17 protein-coding genes are annotated in these 15,413 nt (G+C 72.7%); 7 read left to right on the top strand and 10 right to left on the bottom strand.

Features of this window, described 5'->3' with window-relative positions; genetic code table 11:
- The first annotated feature begins 39 nt into the window (after window positions 1–39).
- Window positions 40–1,047: an NAD(P)-dependent alcohol dehydrogenase gene (locus ABME01_RS09495; protein WP_353828156.1), complete on the top strand. Its 1,008-nt coding sequence runs from the start codon at window positions 40–42 to the stop codon at window positions 1,045–1,047.
- An 89-nt stretch (window positions 1,048–1,136) separates the two neighbouring features.
- Here ABME01_RS09495 and ABME01_RS09490 read toward each other — a convergent pair whose 3' ends face one another.
- The 3 genes from ABME01_RS09490 to ABME01_RS09480 form a co-directional block, all read right to left on the bottom strand.
- Window positions 1,137–2,744 carry a M28 family peptidase gene (locus ABME01_RS09490; RefSeq protein WP_353828155.1) on the bottom strand — a complete coding sequence of 536 codons (1,608 nt, stop codon included), beginning with the start codon at window positions 2,742–2,744 and terminating at the stop codon, window positions 1,137–1,139.
- Window positions 2,745–2,839: 95 nt separating this feature from the next.
- The gene (locus tag ABME01_RS09485; protein WP_353828154.1) at window positions 2,840–3,865 is read right to left on the bottom strand and encodes a CNNM domain-containing protein; all 1,026 of its coding nucleotides are present in this window, start codon (window positions 3,863–3,865) and stop codon (window positions 2,840–2,842) included.
- The gene (locus ABME01_RS09480; protein ID WP_353828153.1) at window positions 3,862–5,223 is read right to left on the bottom strand and encodes a hemolysin family protein; all 1,362 of its coding nucleotides are present in this window, start codon (window positions 5,221–5,223) and stop codon (window positions 3,862–3,864) included. Before ABME01_RS09480 ends, ABME01_RS09485 begins: the two co-directional genes overlap by 4 nt.
- Before the next feature lie 155 nt (window positions 5,224–5,378).
- On the opposite strand from ABME01_RS09480, the gene ABME01_RS09475 reads away from it, so the two are divergent.
- Window positions 5,379–5,807, top strand: coding sequence for a hypothetical protein (locus ABME01_RS09475; protein ID WP_353828152.1), 429 nt, complete (start codon window positions 5,379–5,381; stop codon window positions 5,805–5,807).
- A 39-nt stretch (window positions 5,808–5,846) separates the two neighbouring features.
- On the opposite strand, the gene ABME01_RS09470 is transcribed toward ABME01_RS09475, so the two are convergent.
- Window positions 5,847–6,869 (bottom strand): NADPH:quinone reductase, encoded by a 1,023-nt coding sequence (locus tag ABME01_RS09470; RefSeq protein ID WP_353828151.1) that lies wholly within the window; start codon window positions 6,867–6,869, stop codon window positions 5,847–5,849.
- Window positions 6,870–6,930: 61 nt separating this feature from the next.
- Window positions 6,931–7,359: an SRPBCC family protein gene (locus ABME01_RS09465; protein WP_353828150.1), complete on the bottom strand. Its 429-nt coding sequence runs from the start codon at window positions 7,357–7,359 to the stop codon at window positions 6,931–6,933.
- A 112-nt stretch (window positions 7,360–7,471) separates the two neighbouring features.
- On the opposite strand from ABME01_RS09465, the gene budA reads away from it, so the two are divergent.
- Together budA and ABME01_RS09455 are read left to right on the top strand one after the other, a co-directional pair.
- Window positions 7,472–8,206 carry an acetolactate decarboxylase gene (gene budA, locus ABME01_RS09460; protein WP_353828149.1) on the top strand — a complete coding sequence of 245 codons (735 nt, stop codon included), beginning with the start codon at window positions 7,472–7,474 and terminating at the stop codon, window positions 8,204–8,206.
- A gap of 22 nt (window positions 8,207–8,228) precedes the next feature.
- Window positions 8,229–8,579 carry a metallopeptidase family protein gene (locus tag ABME01_RS09455; protein WP_353828148.1) on the top strand — a complete coding sequence of 117 codons (351 nt, stop codon included), beginning with the start codon at window positions 8,229–8,231 and terminating at the stop codon, window positions 8,577–8,579.
- A 33-nt stretch (window positions 8,580–8,612) separates the two neighbouring features.
- Here ABME01_RS09455 and ABME01_RS09450 read toward each other — a convergent pair whose 3' ends face one another.
- The 3 genes from ABME01_RS09450 to ABME01_RS09440 are packed head-to-tail and all read right to left on the bottom strand — an operon-like array spanning window position 8,613 to window position 10,046.
- Window positions 8,613–8,966 carry a Fe-S protein gene (locus tag ABME01_RS09450; RefSeq protein ID WP_353828147.1) on the bottom strand — a complete coding sequence of 118 codons (354 nt, stop codon included), beginning with the start codon at window positions 8,964–8,966 and terminating at the stop codon, window positions 8,613–8,615.
- Window positions 8,967–8,970: 4 nt separating this feature from the next.
- On the bottom strand, window positions 8,971–9,453 hold the full coding sequence (locus tag ABME01_RS09445; RefSeq protein WP_353828146.1) for a VOC family protein: 483 nt from the start codon (window positions 9,451–9,453) through the stop codon (window positions 8,971–8,973).
- 41 nt (window positions 9,454–9,494) lie between these two features.
- A complete protein-coding gene (locus ABME01_RS09440; protein WP_353828145.1) occupies window positions 9,495–10,046 on the bottom strand; it encodes a TetR/AcrR family transcriptional regulator in 552 nt (183 codons plus the stop codon).
- A gap of 77 nt (window positions 10,047–10,123) precedes the next feature.
- Here ABME01_RS09440 and ABME01_RS09435 point away from each other — a divergent pair, with 77 nt between their 5' ends.
- The 3 genes from ABME01_RS09435 (at window position 10,124) to ABME01_RS09425 (ending at window position 11,976) form a co-directional block, all read left to right on the top strand.
- Window positions 10,124–10,468 (top strand): alpha/beta fold hydrolase, encoded by a 345-nt coding sequence (locus tag ABME01_RS09435; protein WP_353828144.1) that lies wholly within the window; start codon window positions 10,124–10,126, stop codon window positions 10,466–10,468.
- 157 nt (window positions 10,469–10,625) lie between these two features.
- Window positions 10,626–10,994: a nuclear transport factor 2 family protein gene (locus ABME01_RS09430; RefSeq protein ID WP_353828142.1), complete on the top strand. Its 369-nt coding sequence runs from the start codon at window positions 10,626–10,628 to the stop codon at window positions 10,992–10,994.
- Window positions 10,995–11,076: 82 nt separating this feature from the next.
- Entirely contained in the window at window positions 11,077–11,976 is a 900-nt protein-coding gene (locus tag ABME01_RS09425) for an aminoglycoside phosphotransferase family protein (protein WP_353828141.1), read from the top strand.
- Window positions 11,977–12,003: 27 nt separating this feature from the next.
- On the opposite strand, the gene ABME01_RS09420 is transcribed toward ABME01_RS09425, so the two are convergent.
- Both ABME01_RS09420 and ABME01_RS09415 read right to left on the bottom strand, forming a co-directional pair.
- Complete coding sequence (locus ABME01_RS09420; protein WP_353828140.1) at window positions 12,004–14,328, bottom strand: exo-beta-d-1,3/1,6-glucosidase; 2,325 nt, start codon at window positions 14,326–14,328, stop codon at window positions 12,004–12,006.
- Window positions 14,325–15,413 (bottom strand): ABC transporter permease, encoded by a 1,089-nt coding sequence (locus ABME01_RS09415; protein ID WP_353828139.1) that lies wholly within the window; start codon window positions 15,411–15,413, stop codon window positions 14,325–14,327. The genes ABME01_RS09420 and ABME01_RS09415 overlap by 4 nt, the downstream gene beginning before the upstream one ends.

Here is a 15,413-nt window from a genome sequence, read left to right as displayed (position 1 = left end):
TATCTTACGCCGTAAGACTTACAAGGTAAGGGAGTCAACATGACCACCACGCAGACCCGCACCATGCGAGCCGCCGTCGTCGACCGGTTCGGGGGGCCCGAGGTCGTCCGCGTGGGCGATCGGCCCCGGCCCGAGCCCGCCGCCGGCGAGCTGCTCGTCCGCGTGCACGCCTCGACCGTGAGCATCGCCGACCACCGCCTGCGCACGCGCGAGGTGCCACGCGGGCTCGGGCTGCTGGTCGGCCCAGCGATCGGGTTCCGTCGACCGAGGCACCAGGTGCTCGGCATGGAGGGCGCCGGCGTGGTCGAGGCCGTCGGGGCGGACGTCACGCGCTACGCGCCCGGCGACGAGGTGATCGTGATGCGCGGGGCGCGGTTCGGATGCCACGCCGAGTTCGTGACCGTCCGCGAGCGTGACGAGGTCGCACGCAAGCCCGCGGCCCTGTCGTTCGACGAGGCGGCGGCGCTCGTCTTCGGTGGCGTCACCGCGCTGCGCTACCTCGACCTCGTCGAGGTGGGCCCCGGCAGCGACGTGCTCGTCAACGGGGCATCCGGCGCCGTCGGCACCGCCGCCGTGCAGCTCGCCGCGAGCCGCGGCGCGCGGGTCACCGCGGTGACGAGCGGACGCAACGCCGAGCTGGTGCGCTCGCTCGGCGCCGCGGAGGTCGTCGACCACACCCGCGAGGACTTCGCGGCGCCGGCGCCGGGCGACGCGCCGCGGTACGACGTCATCGTCGAGTGCGTCGGCAACGCGCCGTTCCGCCGCGTCGGCCGACTGATCCGCCCCGGCGGCGCACTCCTGCTCGTGATCGCCGACCTCGCCGGCATGGTCGGCGCCGCGCTGCGGCCCCGCCGTCGCGGCATCCTCGTCAGCCAGGCCGGCGGGCCGATGGGCGCCGATGGGCTCGCGCGCCTCGCGGAGCTCGCCGAGGCGGGCGCCGTTCGACCGGTGATCGATCGCACCTACGACCTCGACGACGTCGCCGAGGCGCACCGCTACGTCGACGCGGGCCGCAAGCGCGGGAGTGTGGTGCTCCGCATCCGCTGATCCGCACATCGCGCCCGGGTTCCCCGGCGCGCCGGACACGACGTCGCGGCGGGCCCCCGGTCTCGGGAACCCGCCGCGACGTCGTCAGGTCAGCCCGGGAACCGGTCTGCGAACGCGTCGGCGCTCTTGCCCGCGCCGTGCGACTTGCCCGGCACGCGAAGGTCGTTGACCGACGAGGTGTCGAACGCGAAGGTCACGATCGCGGTCGCCACCGCATCCACGTTGACCTCGAGCGCATCGACGTTGACGTTGCCGACGAGCTCGTAGTCGGCGCGGAGGGCGTCGTACAGCGCCACGTCCTGGCCGTCGCCGCGCAGGTTGTCGCACGGGTCGTGGTAGCACGGGTCGTACGACTCGCCCGGGACGCCGCCGTAGAGGATCGCCTCGTCGGCGGTCTTCACGCCCTCGGCGCCGGTGAACAGGCCGCCGGCCGGGATGCCGATCGCGATGAACGGACCGTAGTCGCTGCGGCCCGAGAACTCGGTGTCCTGGTACGGCAGGCCGCGGCTGTCGTAGAACGCCTCGAAGACGTCCTCGATCTCGGCGGAGCCGTCGGGGATGAACCCGTCCGGTGCCGTGCCGCTCGAGTTGTCGCCGTCGTAGATGCCGAAGAAGTAGTTCGGCGAGGCGATCATGTCGAAGTTGAGGTAGAGCGCGATGTCCGCGGCCTCCTCCTCGGTGAGCTGCTCGACGTAGTACTCCGACCCGAGCAGGCCCTCCTCCTCCGCGCCCCACCAGGCGAAGCGGACCGCGCTGTTCGGCTTCACCTTCTGCATCTGGATGGCGGTCTCGAGCAGCGCTGCGCTGCCGGAGCCGTTGTCGTGGATGCCGGCGCCGTCCTGCACGCTGTCGAGGTGGGCGCCCGCCATGACGACGTTCGAGGTGTCGCCGCTGGAGGTCTGCGCGATGACGTTGTACGCGCTGCGCACCTCGGACTCGTAGTCGACCGTCACGGTCACGATCGTGCCGGGCGACGTCGAGTACAGGTCCTCGCCGGTCGCCGACGTCGCGAAGATGGCCGGGATGGTGAGGCCCGTCGCGTCGCCGATCATCCTGATCAGCCCGGTGCGGCCGTCCTGGCCCTCGTTCATGATGATGACCGCCGACGCGCCGGCGGCCTGCGCGTTGAGCGCCTTGAGGGCGAAGCTGCAGCTGCCGCGCTGCAGGAGGGCGATGGCCCCGACCGGGAACGCGGCGAAGTCGCCGGGCTCGCAGCCGCTCGTGTTGCTGTTCGGCGGCAGCGCCCCGGCCGGGATGTTCACGTCGACGGGGACGAGCGTGCCGGTCGCGGTGCCCTTCGGCGACCCGGAATCGAACCCGTTCCGCAGGAAGTCACGGCCCTCGACGTACGACGTGGGCAGCGGGCTGATCCTGATGAGCTCGCTGTTCTCCTCGCTGTAGTCGAACTCGAACTCCTGGACCTCGGGCGAGTACCCGGCCGCCTCGAGTTCGCCGACCACGTACTCCACCGATGCGAGGTAGCCGGGTCGGCCCGCGGCACGGTCGCCGCCGTTGGCGTCCGCGATGTCCTGCAGCGCCTGCAGGTGCTCGAGTGTCCCGGCGGCGTTGACGGCCTTCGTGATCTTCTTCACCGAGTTCGGATTCGGTGCGGCGTACGCCGGTGCGGCGGCCACTCCCGCCGCAGCGAGTGCGGCGATGGCGGCGACCCCCACGAAGCGCCTGATTGTCTTCGACATTGCAGCCTTCCCGCCGGTTCCCCCTCGAACCGGCTTCCGTAGCGGATCGTTGCACACGGGGGCGGCGCGGTAAAGCCCCTTCCCTCGATCCGCCTTCAGCCGTTCGCGGGCAGCTCGTCGGCGATCGGGAGGATGCGCTGCACCACGTCGGTGAGCGTGACGATGCCGAGCAGGTCCTCGCCGCGCTCGACCACGGCCAGCTGCACGCGCTCGTCGCGCATGCGGCGCAGCAGTTCGTAGGCGGCGGTGTCGCCGTCGACGCGGAACGCCGGGCGGGCGAACGCCTCGGCCGGTTCGTCGCCGTCGGCGAGCAGCGTGTCGCGCACGTGCACCACCCGCGCCATCCGTCCCCGTTCGTCGGCGAGGAGGATCCGCAGGTGGCCCGACTCCAGCGCCGCGGCCTGCACGTCGGCCACCGTGGCCGCCGCGTCGGCCGACGTCGGCGTCGCATCCGGCGTCGTGATCGCCTCGACCGTGAGCTCCTGCAGCGCGATGACCTCGGAGATCTGCGACTGCAGCTCGGGTTCCAGCGCGCCGACCTGGGTCGAGTACTCGACGAGGTTCCGGATGGTGTCGGCGTCACGCCCGCCGACGGCGGCGCGGTCGACCGGCTCGACGCCGGTGCGGGCGACGAGGGCGTTCGCGATCCGGTTCACCCACAGCAGGAACGGCCGGAACAGGTGGATGAAGCCGCGCGAGGGCAGTCCGATGAGCTTCGCCGCGAGCTCGGGGTGCGCGATCGCCCACGACTTCGGCGCCATCTCGCCGATCACGAGGTGCAGGAACGTGACGATGAGCAGCGCGAGCGCGAACGCCGCGCCGCCGGCCAGCCACTCCGGGAGACCCCACGCGCGGAACACCGGACCGAGCCACTCGTCGACCGCGGGCTTGGTGACCGCGCCGAGCGCGAAGGTCGACGCCGTGATGCCGAGCTGCGCACCGGCGAGCATGACCGTCAGCTCGTTCATGCCGCGCAGCGCCGCCCTGGCGGAGGCGCTGCCCGCGGCATCCTGCTCGAGTCGATGGCGGCGCGCGCCGATGAGCGCGAACTCGACGATCACGAAGAACGCACTGAGCACGATCAGCCCGATCGTGACGGGGATGACGACCCACGGATTCATCGCTCACCCTCCGCATCGACGATCGACACCCTGACCACGGATGGCACGTGCCGCTCGATCTCGACCACCTCGACGCGGATCCACGGCGCGACCGGTTCGTCCTCGGCGAGGTCGGCCCCGCTCACCGGCAGCTCGACCTCGACGATCTCGCCGAGCTCCGGCAGCCCGCGGCCCTCGGCGATGATGAGCCCGGCGATGGTCTCGTAGTCGCCGCGCGGCAGGTCGTGGTCGATCATGCGCGACACCTCGTCGAGGTGCACGTCGCCGTCCATCACCCACGTGCCGTCGCCCTCGGGTTCGGCCCCCGCGACCGGCGCGTCGTCGTGCTCGTCGCCGATCTCGCCCACCAGCTCCTCGGCCAGGTCCTCGATCGTGACGACGCCTGAGAAGCCGCCGTACTCGTCGATGACGCACGCGAGCTCGTTGCGGGTGCTGGTCAGTTCCTCGAGGGCATCCGGCAACGGCATCAGCGTCGGGATGACGAGCGGCTCGCGCATGATCTCCCGCACGGGCCGGCGGTCGCCGGGGTCGGCGCGCATCACGTCGGCGAGGTGCACCACGCCGATCGGCTCATCGCCGTCGCCGAGGACCGGGTAGCGCGTGTGGCCGCTGGCCATGACCCGCCGAAGGTCGCCGATCGCGGCGTCCGACGCGACGACGTCGACCCGCACGCGGGGCACCATCGCGTGCTCGACGTCGTGCCTGGGGAAATCGAGGATGCGATCGAGCAGGACGGACAGCTCCTCAGGCAGGTCGCCGCTCGCCCGGGAGTCGTCGATGATGTGCTCGAGGTCCTCGGCCGTGGCGCTCGAGTCGACGTCGTGCACGGGCTCGACCCGGATGAGCCGGAGGACGGCGTTGGATGCCGCGTCGAAGAACGAGATGAGCCATCCGAACACGGCGAGGTACACCTGCGTCGACCGGGCCAGCGCGCGGGCGAGCGGGTCGGGGTTCGCGATCGCGAGGTTCTTCGGGAAGAGCTCGCCGAAGATCATCTGGGCGACCGTCGCCAGCGCCAGGGCGAACACCGTGCCGATCGCGATGCCGACCGCCGCCGGCACGCCCGCGAGGCCGAGCAGCGTGCCGAGCGACTCGCCGATGAACGGTTCGGCCACGTAGCCCGCGAGGAGCCCCGTCACCGTGATGCCGAGCTGTGCGCCCGAGAGCATGAACGACGTGCGGCGCGTGACGGCGAGTGCGCGCTCGGCGGTCGCGTCGCCCTGCTCCGCCGCGGCGCGCAGGCGCGCCCGGTCGACCGACATGTACGCGAACTCCTGCGCCACGAAGTAGCCGTTCGCGGCGATGATCGCCGCGGTCAGCACGAGGCCGGCGAGCAGGAGGAGCAGCGCGGCGATCACGGGCGTTCCGGATCGTGGCGCGTGGCGGTCGGGTTCGGACGATCGGGGTTGGGCACGGTGTGCTCGACGCCTCCAGCAGGTCGGGTGATCCCGACGAGCGTATCGGGAACCACTGCGAACGCGATGGATGGACCGGCCGGCCGTACCCTGACCTGATGGATGCCTGCGCCGCGCTCGCCGACTCGATCGACCGCCTCGCCGGGCTCGGCTACCCGGATCGCCGGTTCCTCAAGGAGCTCGGTCGGGTCGCGGGCGTGCGGCGCGGACCGCTCTGGCTGACGGATGCCGCGACCGGCGGCCGCAACCGCATCCGCGGCCGCGGCTTCCACCCGGCCGTCGACGACGACACCGACGGCCAGGCGCGCCACTTCGCGGGCACGGTCGCGGTCGCCGCGCGCGTCGGCGGACCCGTCACGCGCTGGCTCACCGTGCACGTGCTGCGCGACGGACCCGAGTCCGCCGACGGGCGCCTCAGCGAGGAGGCGATCGAGTTCGCGCGCCTCGTGCGATCGGGGGGACTGGCCCAGGCGGATGCCGCCGAGTGGGTGCGGCAGCGGATCTGCCATCCTGACCCGGCCGCGTAGGCCGCCGCATCCGCTGCGCCGAGGTCGCGTGGCCGCCCCTCAGGCCACGTCGATCAGCACCTTCCCGACGGTGCCCGCCTCGACCGCGTCGTGCGCCTCGGCCGTGCGCTCGAGCGGGAACCGCGTGAGCGGCAGCCCGGCGTCCTCGCCGACGGGGAGCGCGCCGTCCTCGAGCGCGCGGGTGACGTCCTCCGCGGCGGCGGCGAGCGCGACGTCGCCGACCGTGTAGAGCAGCAGGAACTGGTAGCGGGCGTTGAGCGAGAAGTGGTGGCGCACGTCGAGCGTCAGCTCGGCGCCGCCGTCCGTGGCGTACACCGAGATGGAGCCGTGGTTGGCGATGACCGCGGCGTTCAGCGCGGCGTTGCGCGCGGGGGAGACCTCCACGACCTGGTCGACGCCGTCGGGGGCGACGGCGCGGATCGCGGCCGCCGCGTCCTCGGCGCGGTAGTCCACGACGTGGTGGGCGCCGGCCGCGGTCGCGAGGGCGGCCTTCTCGGGCGAGCTGATCGTCGTGATGACGCGCGCTCCGGCCCAGCGGGCGAGCTGGATGGCGGCGTGGCCGACGGCTCCGGCCCCGCCGGCGACGAGCACGGTCCGGCCCTCGAGCGACCCCGGCTGCAGGCGCGACGGACCGCCCTCGTGCACGGTGAGGGCCCGGTGGGCGGTCATCGCGGGCACGCCGAGGGAGGCGCCGATGTCGAAGCCCACCCCGTCCGGCAGGCGTACGACCCGGCTCGCGGGCAGGACGGCGAACTCCTGCGCGGTGCCCGTCGGCCGTTCGTGTGCGGCCAGGAACACCCAGACCCGGTCGCCGACCTCGACCCCGGCCACGTCGTCGCCGATCGCGTCCACCACGCCCGCGCCGTCCTGGTTCGGCACGACCTCGGGGAACGGCGTCGGCCGACCCGCGGCGGCGCCCGCGCGCGCCTTCCAGTCGGTGGGGTTCACGCCCGAGACGACGACGCGCACGCGCACCTCGCCCGGCCCGGGGCCCGGGACGTCGCGCTCGACGAGCTGCAGCACGGACGACGGACCGGTGGTGGAGTACGCGATGGCTCTCATGATGGGCGCAACGCGATCGAGGCCGTGGTTCTTCCGCCGGAGCCCGGACGCCGTGCCATGGTCAGGCGCGCTCGAGCAGGTCCTTGAGGACGCCGAGGTTCTCCGCGACGGCGGCGCGCACCCGCGGCGCGGCGAGGGAGACCATGAACCCCATGGCGCCGGATGCCGCCAGCTCGGCGGCGTTCGTCAGCGTCGTGGTGTCGCCCTCGCCGTCGAGCACGTACGTCGCGCGACCGCGGAAGCCGGCGATGACGCCCTCGACCGCGATGCGGCGGTCGGGGTCGAACTCCGTGACCTCGAACTCCTCCTCGCTGACCGACGGGAGGGTGCGCACCTGGCGGAACCGGCTGCCGACGCGCACGGGCAGCTCGGTGAGCAGGTGGGTCTCGCGGATCGCGTGGTTCCAGCGCGGGATGTTCCCGAAGTCGGCGAGGTAGGCGAAGACGTCCGGCCGCGGGCGGCGGATGGTGACGAGGTTCTCGAACTGCATCGGGTGCCTTCCGCGATCGTGGGGCGGGACCAGCTCAGCGTAGGGCGAACCGCCGTCGTGCGGCGTGCGGGCGGACGGCTCGGCACGGCGGAGCCCGGAGTACGCTCCAGACGTGGCCTCGAAGCCGGTCCCCGGTGCCGCCGTGACGCAGTTCGCGGTGCTCGACGCCCTGCTCGCCGGGGCGTACGAGTCGGGCCTGCGCGTCGGCGACGCCTGCGAGGTCGGCGACTTCGGCCTCGGCTGCCTCGAGGCGCTCGGCGGGGAGGTCGTCATCTTCGACGCGCAGGCGATCGAGTGCACCCTCGACGGCCCGCCCGCCGTGATGCGCCGCGACGAGACGCTGCCGTTCGCCATCCTGTGCCGGTTCCCCGACGTCCCCGGCACCGAGGTGGCGGGGCTCGACCTGGCCGGGTTCGCGGCGTCCGTCGACGAGGCGCTCGCGAGCCGCAACCTGTTCCACGCGGTGCGGTTCGACGGCGTGCTGTCCGAGGTGCGCGTGCGCGTGACGCCGCGGCAGCGACCTCCGCTCCCACCGCTCGAGGAGGTGACGGACCACCAGGTGGAGACCGTCGCGACGCAGGTGCGCGGCACGCTCGTCGGGTTCTGGACGCCGGCGATCTACCAGGGCATCGCCGTCGCCGGGCTGCACCTCCACTTCCTCAGCGACGACCGCGCACTCGGCGGGCACGTGCTCGACCTCGCCGTCGATGCGGGCGAACTGCGCGTCGCGGCCTTCGCGCGCTTCGACCTCCACCTGCCGACCGACGACCGGTTCCTGCGCACCGAGCTCACGCACGCCGAGGACCACCGGATCGTCGCGGTCGAGCGCGGCGGCGCCACGGGCTGATCCGGCGGAGCGGAGCGGACGGATGGTCGAGATCTCGGACGACGACTTCGACCGCATGCTCGGCGAGGTGTTCGAGGCGCTCCCCGACGACATGGTGCGCGGGCTCGAGAACGTGTCGATCTCGTTCGAGGACCAGCCGGCCGGGCAGCGACCCCGGCTCTACGGGCAGTACCGCGGGCACCCGCTGACCACGCGCGGCGTCTACGGGCTCGGCGAACTGCCCGACCGGATCACGCTCTACAAGAACACGCTGCAGCAGCACAGCGCCGACCTCGACGAGCTGCGGGCGAGGGTCCGGCTCACGCTCGTGCACGAGATCGGGCACTACTTCGGCCTCGACGACGCCCGGTTGCGGGAACTCGGCTGGGCGTAGGGCGCGGCCGTGCGCGCGGCCCGGCTCAGCGCATCAGCGCCAGAGCACCGCGATCGCCGCGTTGGCGAGCGTCAGGAGGCCGATGAGCCAGAAGATCGCCGCCGGCACCGCGCCGGTCTTCCGCTGGCGCCCGGCGCCGATGCCGAGCAGCGCGCCGATGACGACCAGGATCACGAGCTTCGTCCCGATCTTGGCGTAGTTCAGGTCGTACTCGATGCCCCACGGCGCCGCGAGCGCGAGGCCGGCCACGCCCGCGATGAGGAGGCCCCAGTTCATCAGGCGGGTGATGCCGCGCTTGCCGTTGAACAGTTCGACGACCCACGCGCCGAAGAGCACCGCGAAGCCGATGAGGTGGATGAGGACGACGAGGTGGCGGAGGAATTCCATGGCGTCACGCTATCGCGGGGTCGGCCGGTTGCGCTGGCGGGTGCGCCGAGCCGACCTGCTCCGCCAGGGCGACGATGATGCCGGCGGGGCCGCGGAGGTAGCAGAGCCGGTACTCGTCCTGGTAGTTCACGACCTCGCGCAGCGGCTCGGCCCCGAACGGCCGGAGCCGTGCGAGCGTCGCGTCGAGGTCGTCGACGGCGAACATCACGCGGTGCAGCCCGAGCGTGTTCGGCGGCGGCACCGCCGGCGACGGCGCGGATGCCTCTGGCCGGTCGTACCTCGTGAGCTCGAGGCGTCCGTGGCCGTCGGGCGTGCGCATCATCGCGATCTCGCTCCGCACGCCGTCGAGGCCCACGGTCTGGTCGGCGAATGCGCCCTCGATCCGCTGCCGGCCCTCGAGCTCGAGACCGAGTTCGCCGAAGAACGCGACGGCCGCATCCAGGTCGTCGACCACGATCGCGACGTTGTCCATGCGCAGGATGCCCATGGCGCCGAGCCTAGGCACGGCCGCCGACACGGGGCTCGAACTCAGGCGGTCGCGGCGAGTGAGCGCACGGCGCGCTCGATCGCCGGGCGCACGGCGAGGTCGGGGTCGATCGTGAGGCGGTGCAGCAGGAGCCCGTCGCCGAGGGCCATGAGCGTCCGGGCGGCGGGGACCGGGTCGGGGATCCCGGCGTCGGCGACGAGCCGATCGGTCCACCGCTCGAACTCCAGGCGCTGGTGATGCAGCGGCGCGAACAGCTCCTCGTCGTCGGCGACTTCGAGGAAGAGCGCGTACCGCGCCCGGGTGCGGGCGGCCATCGGGCCGGACTGGAACTCGATCAGCGCGCAGAGCCCCTCGACGATCGTCGCGGGCGTCGGCTCCGCGAGCACGTCCGGCGCGAAGTCGGCGCGCTCGTGCTCGGCCATCCAGTCGATGATCCCGGCGAGCAGGGCTCGCCTGGTGCGGAACCAGTTCGACGTCGAGCCGGCGGGCAGCCCCGCTCGATCGTCGACGCGCGCATGCGTGAGCGCCCGGACCCCCTCGGTGCCGAGCAGGTCGACCGCGGCGTCGAGCGCGCGCTCCTTCGTGGTGGGCATGGACACCCCCTCCCGTCGGGCCGACTATGAACATAGTTCAGCTATGAACGTGGTAATCCGTTGCGAGGGGGCGTGTCATGGTCGCGTACGCCGACCACGAGGTCACCGCCGACTCCTCGACGTGGACGCCGACGCTGCCCGACGCCGCGGGCTTCGACCACCTCGTCGTCGAGACACCGGGCCTGGCACGCGGCACGTACTCGCGGCGGCGGCTGCAGCCGCCGACCCTCGCCGTGTTCGGCCGGCTCGACCACCCGTGGGACGAGCCGCTGATCCGTCGTCTCTGCGGCGACCTCACGACGCACGCCGATCGCGTCGAGTTCGCGTTCGTCGAGGATGCGGCGCACTTCCTCACCGACGATGCGCCGAACGAGGTCGTCGAACTCGTGCTCGACTGGTTCGAGCGGGTCGGCAGCGCGTGAACCCCCGGTCACCGACCCGACTTCGAACGGCACACCACGTCTTCGGGCTCGCCCGCGCCATCCGACCGACGTGCTCTTGACGAACGGGCGCGACGGGGTGAGGGTGATCACGTCAACCGCAATGGCGCGGGATGCCGCGCACGGGGGAGCGAGCCGCATGCAGACCATGACCGACCTGACCACCGAGCAGATCGCCCGAGCGTTCTCGGGCCATCGATTCGAAGTCGCCGTGCCGCATCTCGCGGACGACGTGATCTGGACCTCCGTCGGCGGCGGACCACTGGTCGGCCGGAAGGCGGTGACCAAGGCGATCGAGCGCACCGCCCAGGAGCTCGCCGACGTCACGACCGAGTTCCAGCGGTTCCGGTCGGTCGTCGGGGAGGACAGCGTGGTCGTCGACGCCCTCGCCCGCTACACCGACGCCGACGGCGACGTGTCGATCGTGGCCTCGTGCGACGTGTTCGACTTCGCGGCCGACGGCCGGATCACCGAGATCGTGTCGTACATGATCGAGCTGCCGGCCTGACGGACCGGGCGGGTCGCGCGGCTCGGGCCGCGCATCCGCTCACGACCGGTGCAGGCTGGTCCCGGGCTGCCACACTGGCCCGATGCTCCTGCACCCCGACGAGCTGCCCATCGACGCCGACCTCGCGGCCGCGCTGGTGCGCCGCGAGCGCCCCGACTGGGCGGAACTGCCGCTGACGCCCGTGGGCGGGGGCACCGACAACCTGATGTTCCGCCTCGGCGACGACCTGCTCGTGCGGATGCCGCGACGGCCCGGCGGCGTCCGCTCGCTGCGGAAGGAGCGCGAGTGGATGCCGCGGCTCGCGCCCGCACTGCCGCTGCGCATCCCCGAGCCCGTGCACGTGGGGTCGCCGACGGAGGCGTACCCCGTCGAGTGGTCGGTGTACCGGTGGATCGAGGGCGCGCCGCCCACGGGCGGCACGGTCGACGACCAGGCACGCTTCGGCGCCGACCTGGCGGCGTTCGTCGGTGAACTGCACGGCACCGACCTCATGGGCGCGGAGCGTGCGGCGGAACTCGGCTGGTACCGCGGCGGCAGCCTGCACGAGCCCGTGGAGTGGGTGGAGCCATCGTTCGCGGCATCCCGGCCGCTGGTCGGCGAGGTGCTCGACCTCGACCGCCTCGAGCGCTGGTGGAGGGAGGCGCTGGCGCTGCCCGACTCGTCGGCGCCGCACGTGTGGCTGCACGGCGACCTCCGCCCGGGCAACCTGCTCGTCCGCGACGGCCGACTGCACGCCGTGATCGACTTCGGCGCGCTCTCGGTCGGTGCGCCCGACGCGGAGCACGCGCCCGTCTGGGACCTCCCGGCGGCCGCCCGCCGCGCCTACTGGGAGGCGATGCCGGTCGACGAACCGACCCGGCTGCGCGCCCGGGCGTGGGCGATCGCGGTCGCGATCAGCGGCATCCCGTACTACTGGGAGACGTTCCCGGAGTTCGTGGCGGAGTGCACGGCACGGCTCGCAGCGATCCTCGAGGACGGGTGAGCGCCGCGCCCACCCGTCCCCGAGGGGTCACCCCTGCAAGGCTTCGGTCGGCGCCGCCGGCGCCACGGTGAAGGATGCCGCGAGCAGCACCTCGTCGCGCGAGGACGGCCCGACGAGCAGTTCGAACGTGCCCGGCTCGACCACGCGCGCACTGCGCGCGTCGACGATCGTGCAGTCCGCGACGGCCACCTCGACCGACACGACGCGTGATTCGCCGGGCTCGAGGTCGACCACGCGGTACGCCTTGAGCTCCTTGTCGGCCCAGCTCACCGACGTCACCTCGTCGCGCACGTAGGCCTGCACCACCTCGCGCGCCGGGCGCTGGCCGGTGTTCGTGACGCGGACCTCCGCGCGCACGGTGTCGTCGGGGCCGTGCACGTCGCCCTCGATCCGGAGGCCGTCGTACTCCACGGTCGTGTAGGTGAGGCCCTCGCCGAAGGCGTGGGCCGGGCTCTGCGTGAGGTCGGCGTACCGGGTTCCGTGCTGGCCGCGGATCTGGTTGTAGTACGTCGGCTGCTGGCCGGCGTGGCGGGCGAACGAGATCGGCAGGCGTCCGCTCGGCTCGGTGAGTCCGAGCAGCAGCTCGGCGATCGCCCGGCCGCCCTCCATGCCGGGGCTGGCCGCCCAGACGAGGGCCGACGCGCGCTCCGCCGACGGCGGGAGCACGAGCGGCTTCGAGGCGAGCAGCACGACCACGAAGGGCGTGCCCGACGCCGCGACCGCGTCGAGGAGCGCGACCTGGTCGCCGACCAGCTTGAGGGTCGCGGTGGAGCGGCCCTCGCCGACGAGCTCGATGCGGTCGCCGACGACCACGACCGCGAGGTCGCTGCGTCGGGCGGCGTCGGATGCCTCGGCGATGAGCTCCGCGTCGGGGGCGCAGGGCACGACGACCTGCGGTCGGGGCTGGCCGTCGGGGAAGAACGCGCCCTCAGGGTCCTGCTCGAGGGTGAGGATGCGCGAGCCCTCGGCGTGCTCGACCGTCCAGTCGGCGGGGGCCGTTCGGCGGAGCCCGTCGAGGACGGTGGTGATCATCTCGCGCGGGTGGCCGTCGGGCAGCCAGTCCGCCTGGCCCGACGAGCCGGCCCAGTCGCCGAGCTGGGTCTGGGCGTCGTCGGCGAGCGGGCCGATCACGGCCACGCGGCGCGGCGTGCCGTCGGAGATCGCGCGGCCCGCGTCATCCGCGTCCCGGCCGGGCAGGAGCGGCAGCGCCCCGTCGTTGCGCAGGAGCACCAGCGATCGGCGGGCCGCCTCGAGGTTGAGCGTCGCGTGCGCGGCGGCGCCGACGACGTCGGCGATGCGGGCGAGGTCGGGCTTCCGGGGGTTCTCGAAGAGGCCGAACTCGAACTTCAGCAGCAGGATCCGCGAGACCGCGCGGTCGAGGTCGGACTCGGCGAGCAGCCCGCGCTCGATCGCCTCGAGGGCGCCGCGGAAGAACCCGGGGGTCGTCATGACCATGTCGTTGCCGGCCTTGACCGCGGCCGCGGCGGCGTGGGCGTAGTCGGGCTGGACCTTCTGCTCCCACACCATGCGGCCGACGTTGTCCCAGTCGGTGATGAGCGTGCCCGTGTAGCCCCACTCGCCGCGCAGGACGTCGTTCAGGAGCCAGTCGTTGACCGTGATCGGCACGCCGTCGGTGGTCTGGTAGCCGAGCATGAAGGTGCGGCACCCCTCCTTCGCGACGCGCTCGAAGGGCGGGAGGAACCAGGAGCGGAGCTTGCGCGGCGAGAGGTCGGCCTCGCTCGCGTCGCGGCCGCCCTGCGTCTCGGAGTACCCGGCGAAGTGCTTCGCGGTGGCGAGGACGGCGGTGTCGTCGTCCAGCCCGCCGCCCTGGTAGCCGCGCACCATCGCGGAGGCGAGCTCGCCGATGAGGAACGGGTCCTCGCCGAACGTCTCGTCGACGCGACCCCAGCGGAGGTCGCGCGCGATGCAGAGCACGGGGGAGAAGGTCCAGTGCACGCCCGTGGCGGCGACCTCGACGGCGGTCGCGCGGGCGACGCGCTCGAGCAGGTCGGCATCCCACGAGGCGGCCATGCCGAGCTGGGTGGGGTAGATCGTCGCGCCCTCGAAGAACGAGTGCCCGTGAATGCAGTCCTCCCCGACGAGGAGGGGGATCCGCAGCCGCGTCTGCTCGACGAGGTCGTGGGCGCGCGCGATGCGCTCGGGCGAGGCGTGCAGGATCGACCCGACGTGCTGGCGGAGGACCTGGTCCTCGAGGTCCTCTCGGGCGTCGAGCTGCATCATCTGCCCGACCTTCTCCTCGACGCTCATGCGGGAGAGGAGGTCGGCGATGCGGTCGGCGACGGGGCTCGTCGAATCGAGGTACATGGGAGTGACGATATCGGCGGTGGTCATGAGTTCTCCTCCGGCGCGGACGAGCGGGTGGGCGCGGCGGCGGCCGCGGGTGCGGGGCGGACGACGGTGACGGTGTCGTTGACGTTCATGCCCTTCTTCTTCATCGCGCGGGCGCGCTCGCCGGCGGACCGCAGGCGCGGGTTGACGTACTCGTCGATGCCGAAGTTGATGAGCGACAGGGCGACGCCGATGGCCGCGATGCAGAGCCCCGGCGGCAGGTACCACCACCACTGGTTCTGGCGGAACGCGCCCTGCGCGCTCGCCCAGTTCAGGATGGTGCCCCAGTTGTAGGTCGTGACCGGGATCACGCCGATGTACGACAGCGTCGTGAGCGCGAGGATCGCAGCGGTCACCGTGCCGACGAAGCTCGCGGCGATCAGCGCCATCAGGTTCGGCAGCATCTCGACCGTGATGATGCGGCGCAGCGGCTCGCCGTTGGCGCGTGCGGCCTGGATGAAGTCGCGATTGCGCAGCGACATCGTCTGGGCGCGCAGCACGCGCGCGCCCCACGCCCAGCCGATGAGGCCGAGCACGGCGGCGACGACCCACAGCGGCGGGTCCTCGAACATCGACGCGACGATGATGATGAGCGGCAGGCCCGGGATCACCAGGAACACGTTCGTCATGGCCGACAGGCTCTCGCTGCGCCATCCGCGCAGGTAGCCCGACATCACGCCGACCACGATGGCGATGAGCGTCGCGATGATCGCCGCGAGGAAGCCGACCACGATCACGCCGCGCGTGCCGTGGATGACCTGGCTGAGCACGTCCTCGCCGATGTGGGTCGTGCCGAGCCAGTGCTCGGCCGACGGCGGCTGGAAGCGTGCCGTGTTGTCGACCCCGGTCGGCGAGTACGGCGCCAGGACGTCGGCGAAGATCGCGACGAGCACGAAGAACCCGAGGATCGAGAGCCCCGCGATCGACTTGCGGTTGCGGAACATCGCGAAGGCCGAGCCCAGCTTCGAGCGGAACGTCGGTCGCGTGCGGGTCGGGCCGTCGCCCGGCTGACCGGCGGTGCGGATCGTCGCCGTGGCGGGCGCGCCCGCCGGGCGGTCCGTGGTGCGGTCGTTCAGGATGGCGTTCAT

The sequence above is a fragment of the Agromyces litoreus genome (genome assembly GCF_040496015.1).
Classification (GTDB): domain Bacteria; phylum Actinomycetota; class Actinomycetes; order Actinomycetales; family Microbacteriaceae; genus Agromyces; species Agromyces litoreus.
This window is presented reverse-complemented; position numbering and strand designations above follow the sequence as displayed.

Bases quoted from the DNA above. Each gene is read 5' to 3' on its own strand.
- ABME01_RS09495 (WP_353828156.1), top strand. From the start codon at position 40: ATGACCACCACGCAGACCCGCACCATGCGAGCCGCCGTCGTCGACCGG.
- ABME01_RS09445 (WP_353828146.1), bottom strand. From the start codon at position 9,453: ATGGGCATCCTGCGCATGGACAACGTCGCGATCGTGGTCGACGACCTG.
- ABME01_RS09470 (WP_353828151.1), bottom strand. From the start codon at position 6,869: ATGAGAGCCATCGCGTACTCCACCACCGGTCCGTCGTCCGTGCTGCAG.
- ABME01_RS09450 (WP_353828147.1), bottom strand. From the start codon at position 8,966: ATGGAATTCCTCCGCCACCTCGTCGTCCTCATCCACCTCATCGGCTTC.
- ABME01_RS09420 (WP_353828140.1), bottom strand. From the start codon at position 14,328: ATGACCACCGCCGATATCGTCACTCCCATGTACCTCGATTCGACGAGC.
- ABME01_RS09435 (WP_353828144.1), top strand. From the start codon at position 10,124: ATGGTCGCGTACGCCGACCACGAGGTCACCGCCGACTCCTCGACGTGG.
- ABME01_RS09415 (WP_353828139.1), bottom strand. From the start codon at position 15,413: ATGAACGCCATCCTGAACGACCGCACCACGGACCGCCCGGCGGGCGCG.
- ABME01_RS09440 (WP_353828145.1), bottom strand. From the start codon at position 10,046: ATGCCCACCACGAAGGAGCGCGCGCTCGACGCCGCGGTCGACCTGCTC.
- ABME01_RS09465 (WP_353828150.1), bottom strand. From the start codon at position 7,359: ATGCAGTTCGAGAACCTCGTCACCATCCGCCGCCCGCGGCCGGACGTC.
- ABME01_RS09425 (WP_353828141.1), top strand. From the start codon at position 11,077: ATGCTCCTGCACCCCGACGAGCTGCCCATCGACGCCGACCTCGCGGCC.
- ABME01_RS09430 (WP_353828142.1), top strand. From the start codon at position 10,626: ATGCAGACCATGACCGACCTGACCACCGAGCAGATCGCCCGAGCGTTC.
- ABME01_RS09490 (WP_353828155.1), bottom strand. From the start codon at position 2,744: ATGTCGAAGACAATCAGGCGCTTCGTGGGGGTCGCCGCCATCGCCGCA.
- ABME01_RS09485 (WP_353828154.1), bottom strand. From the start codon at position 3,865: ATGAATCCGTGGGTCGTCATCCCCGTCACGATCGGGCTGATCGTGCTC.
- ABME01_RS09475 (WP_353828152.1), top strand. From the start codon at position 5,379: ATGGATGCCTGCGCCGCGCTCGCCGACTCGATCGACCGCCTCGCCGGG.
- ABME01_RS09455 (WP_353828148.1), top strand. From the start codon at position 8,229: ATGGTCGAGATCTCGGACGACGACTTCGACCGCATGCTCGGCGAGGTG.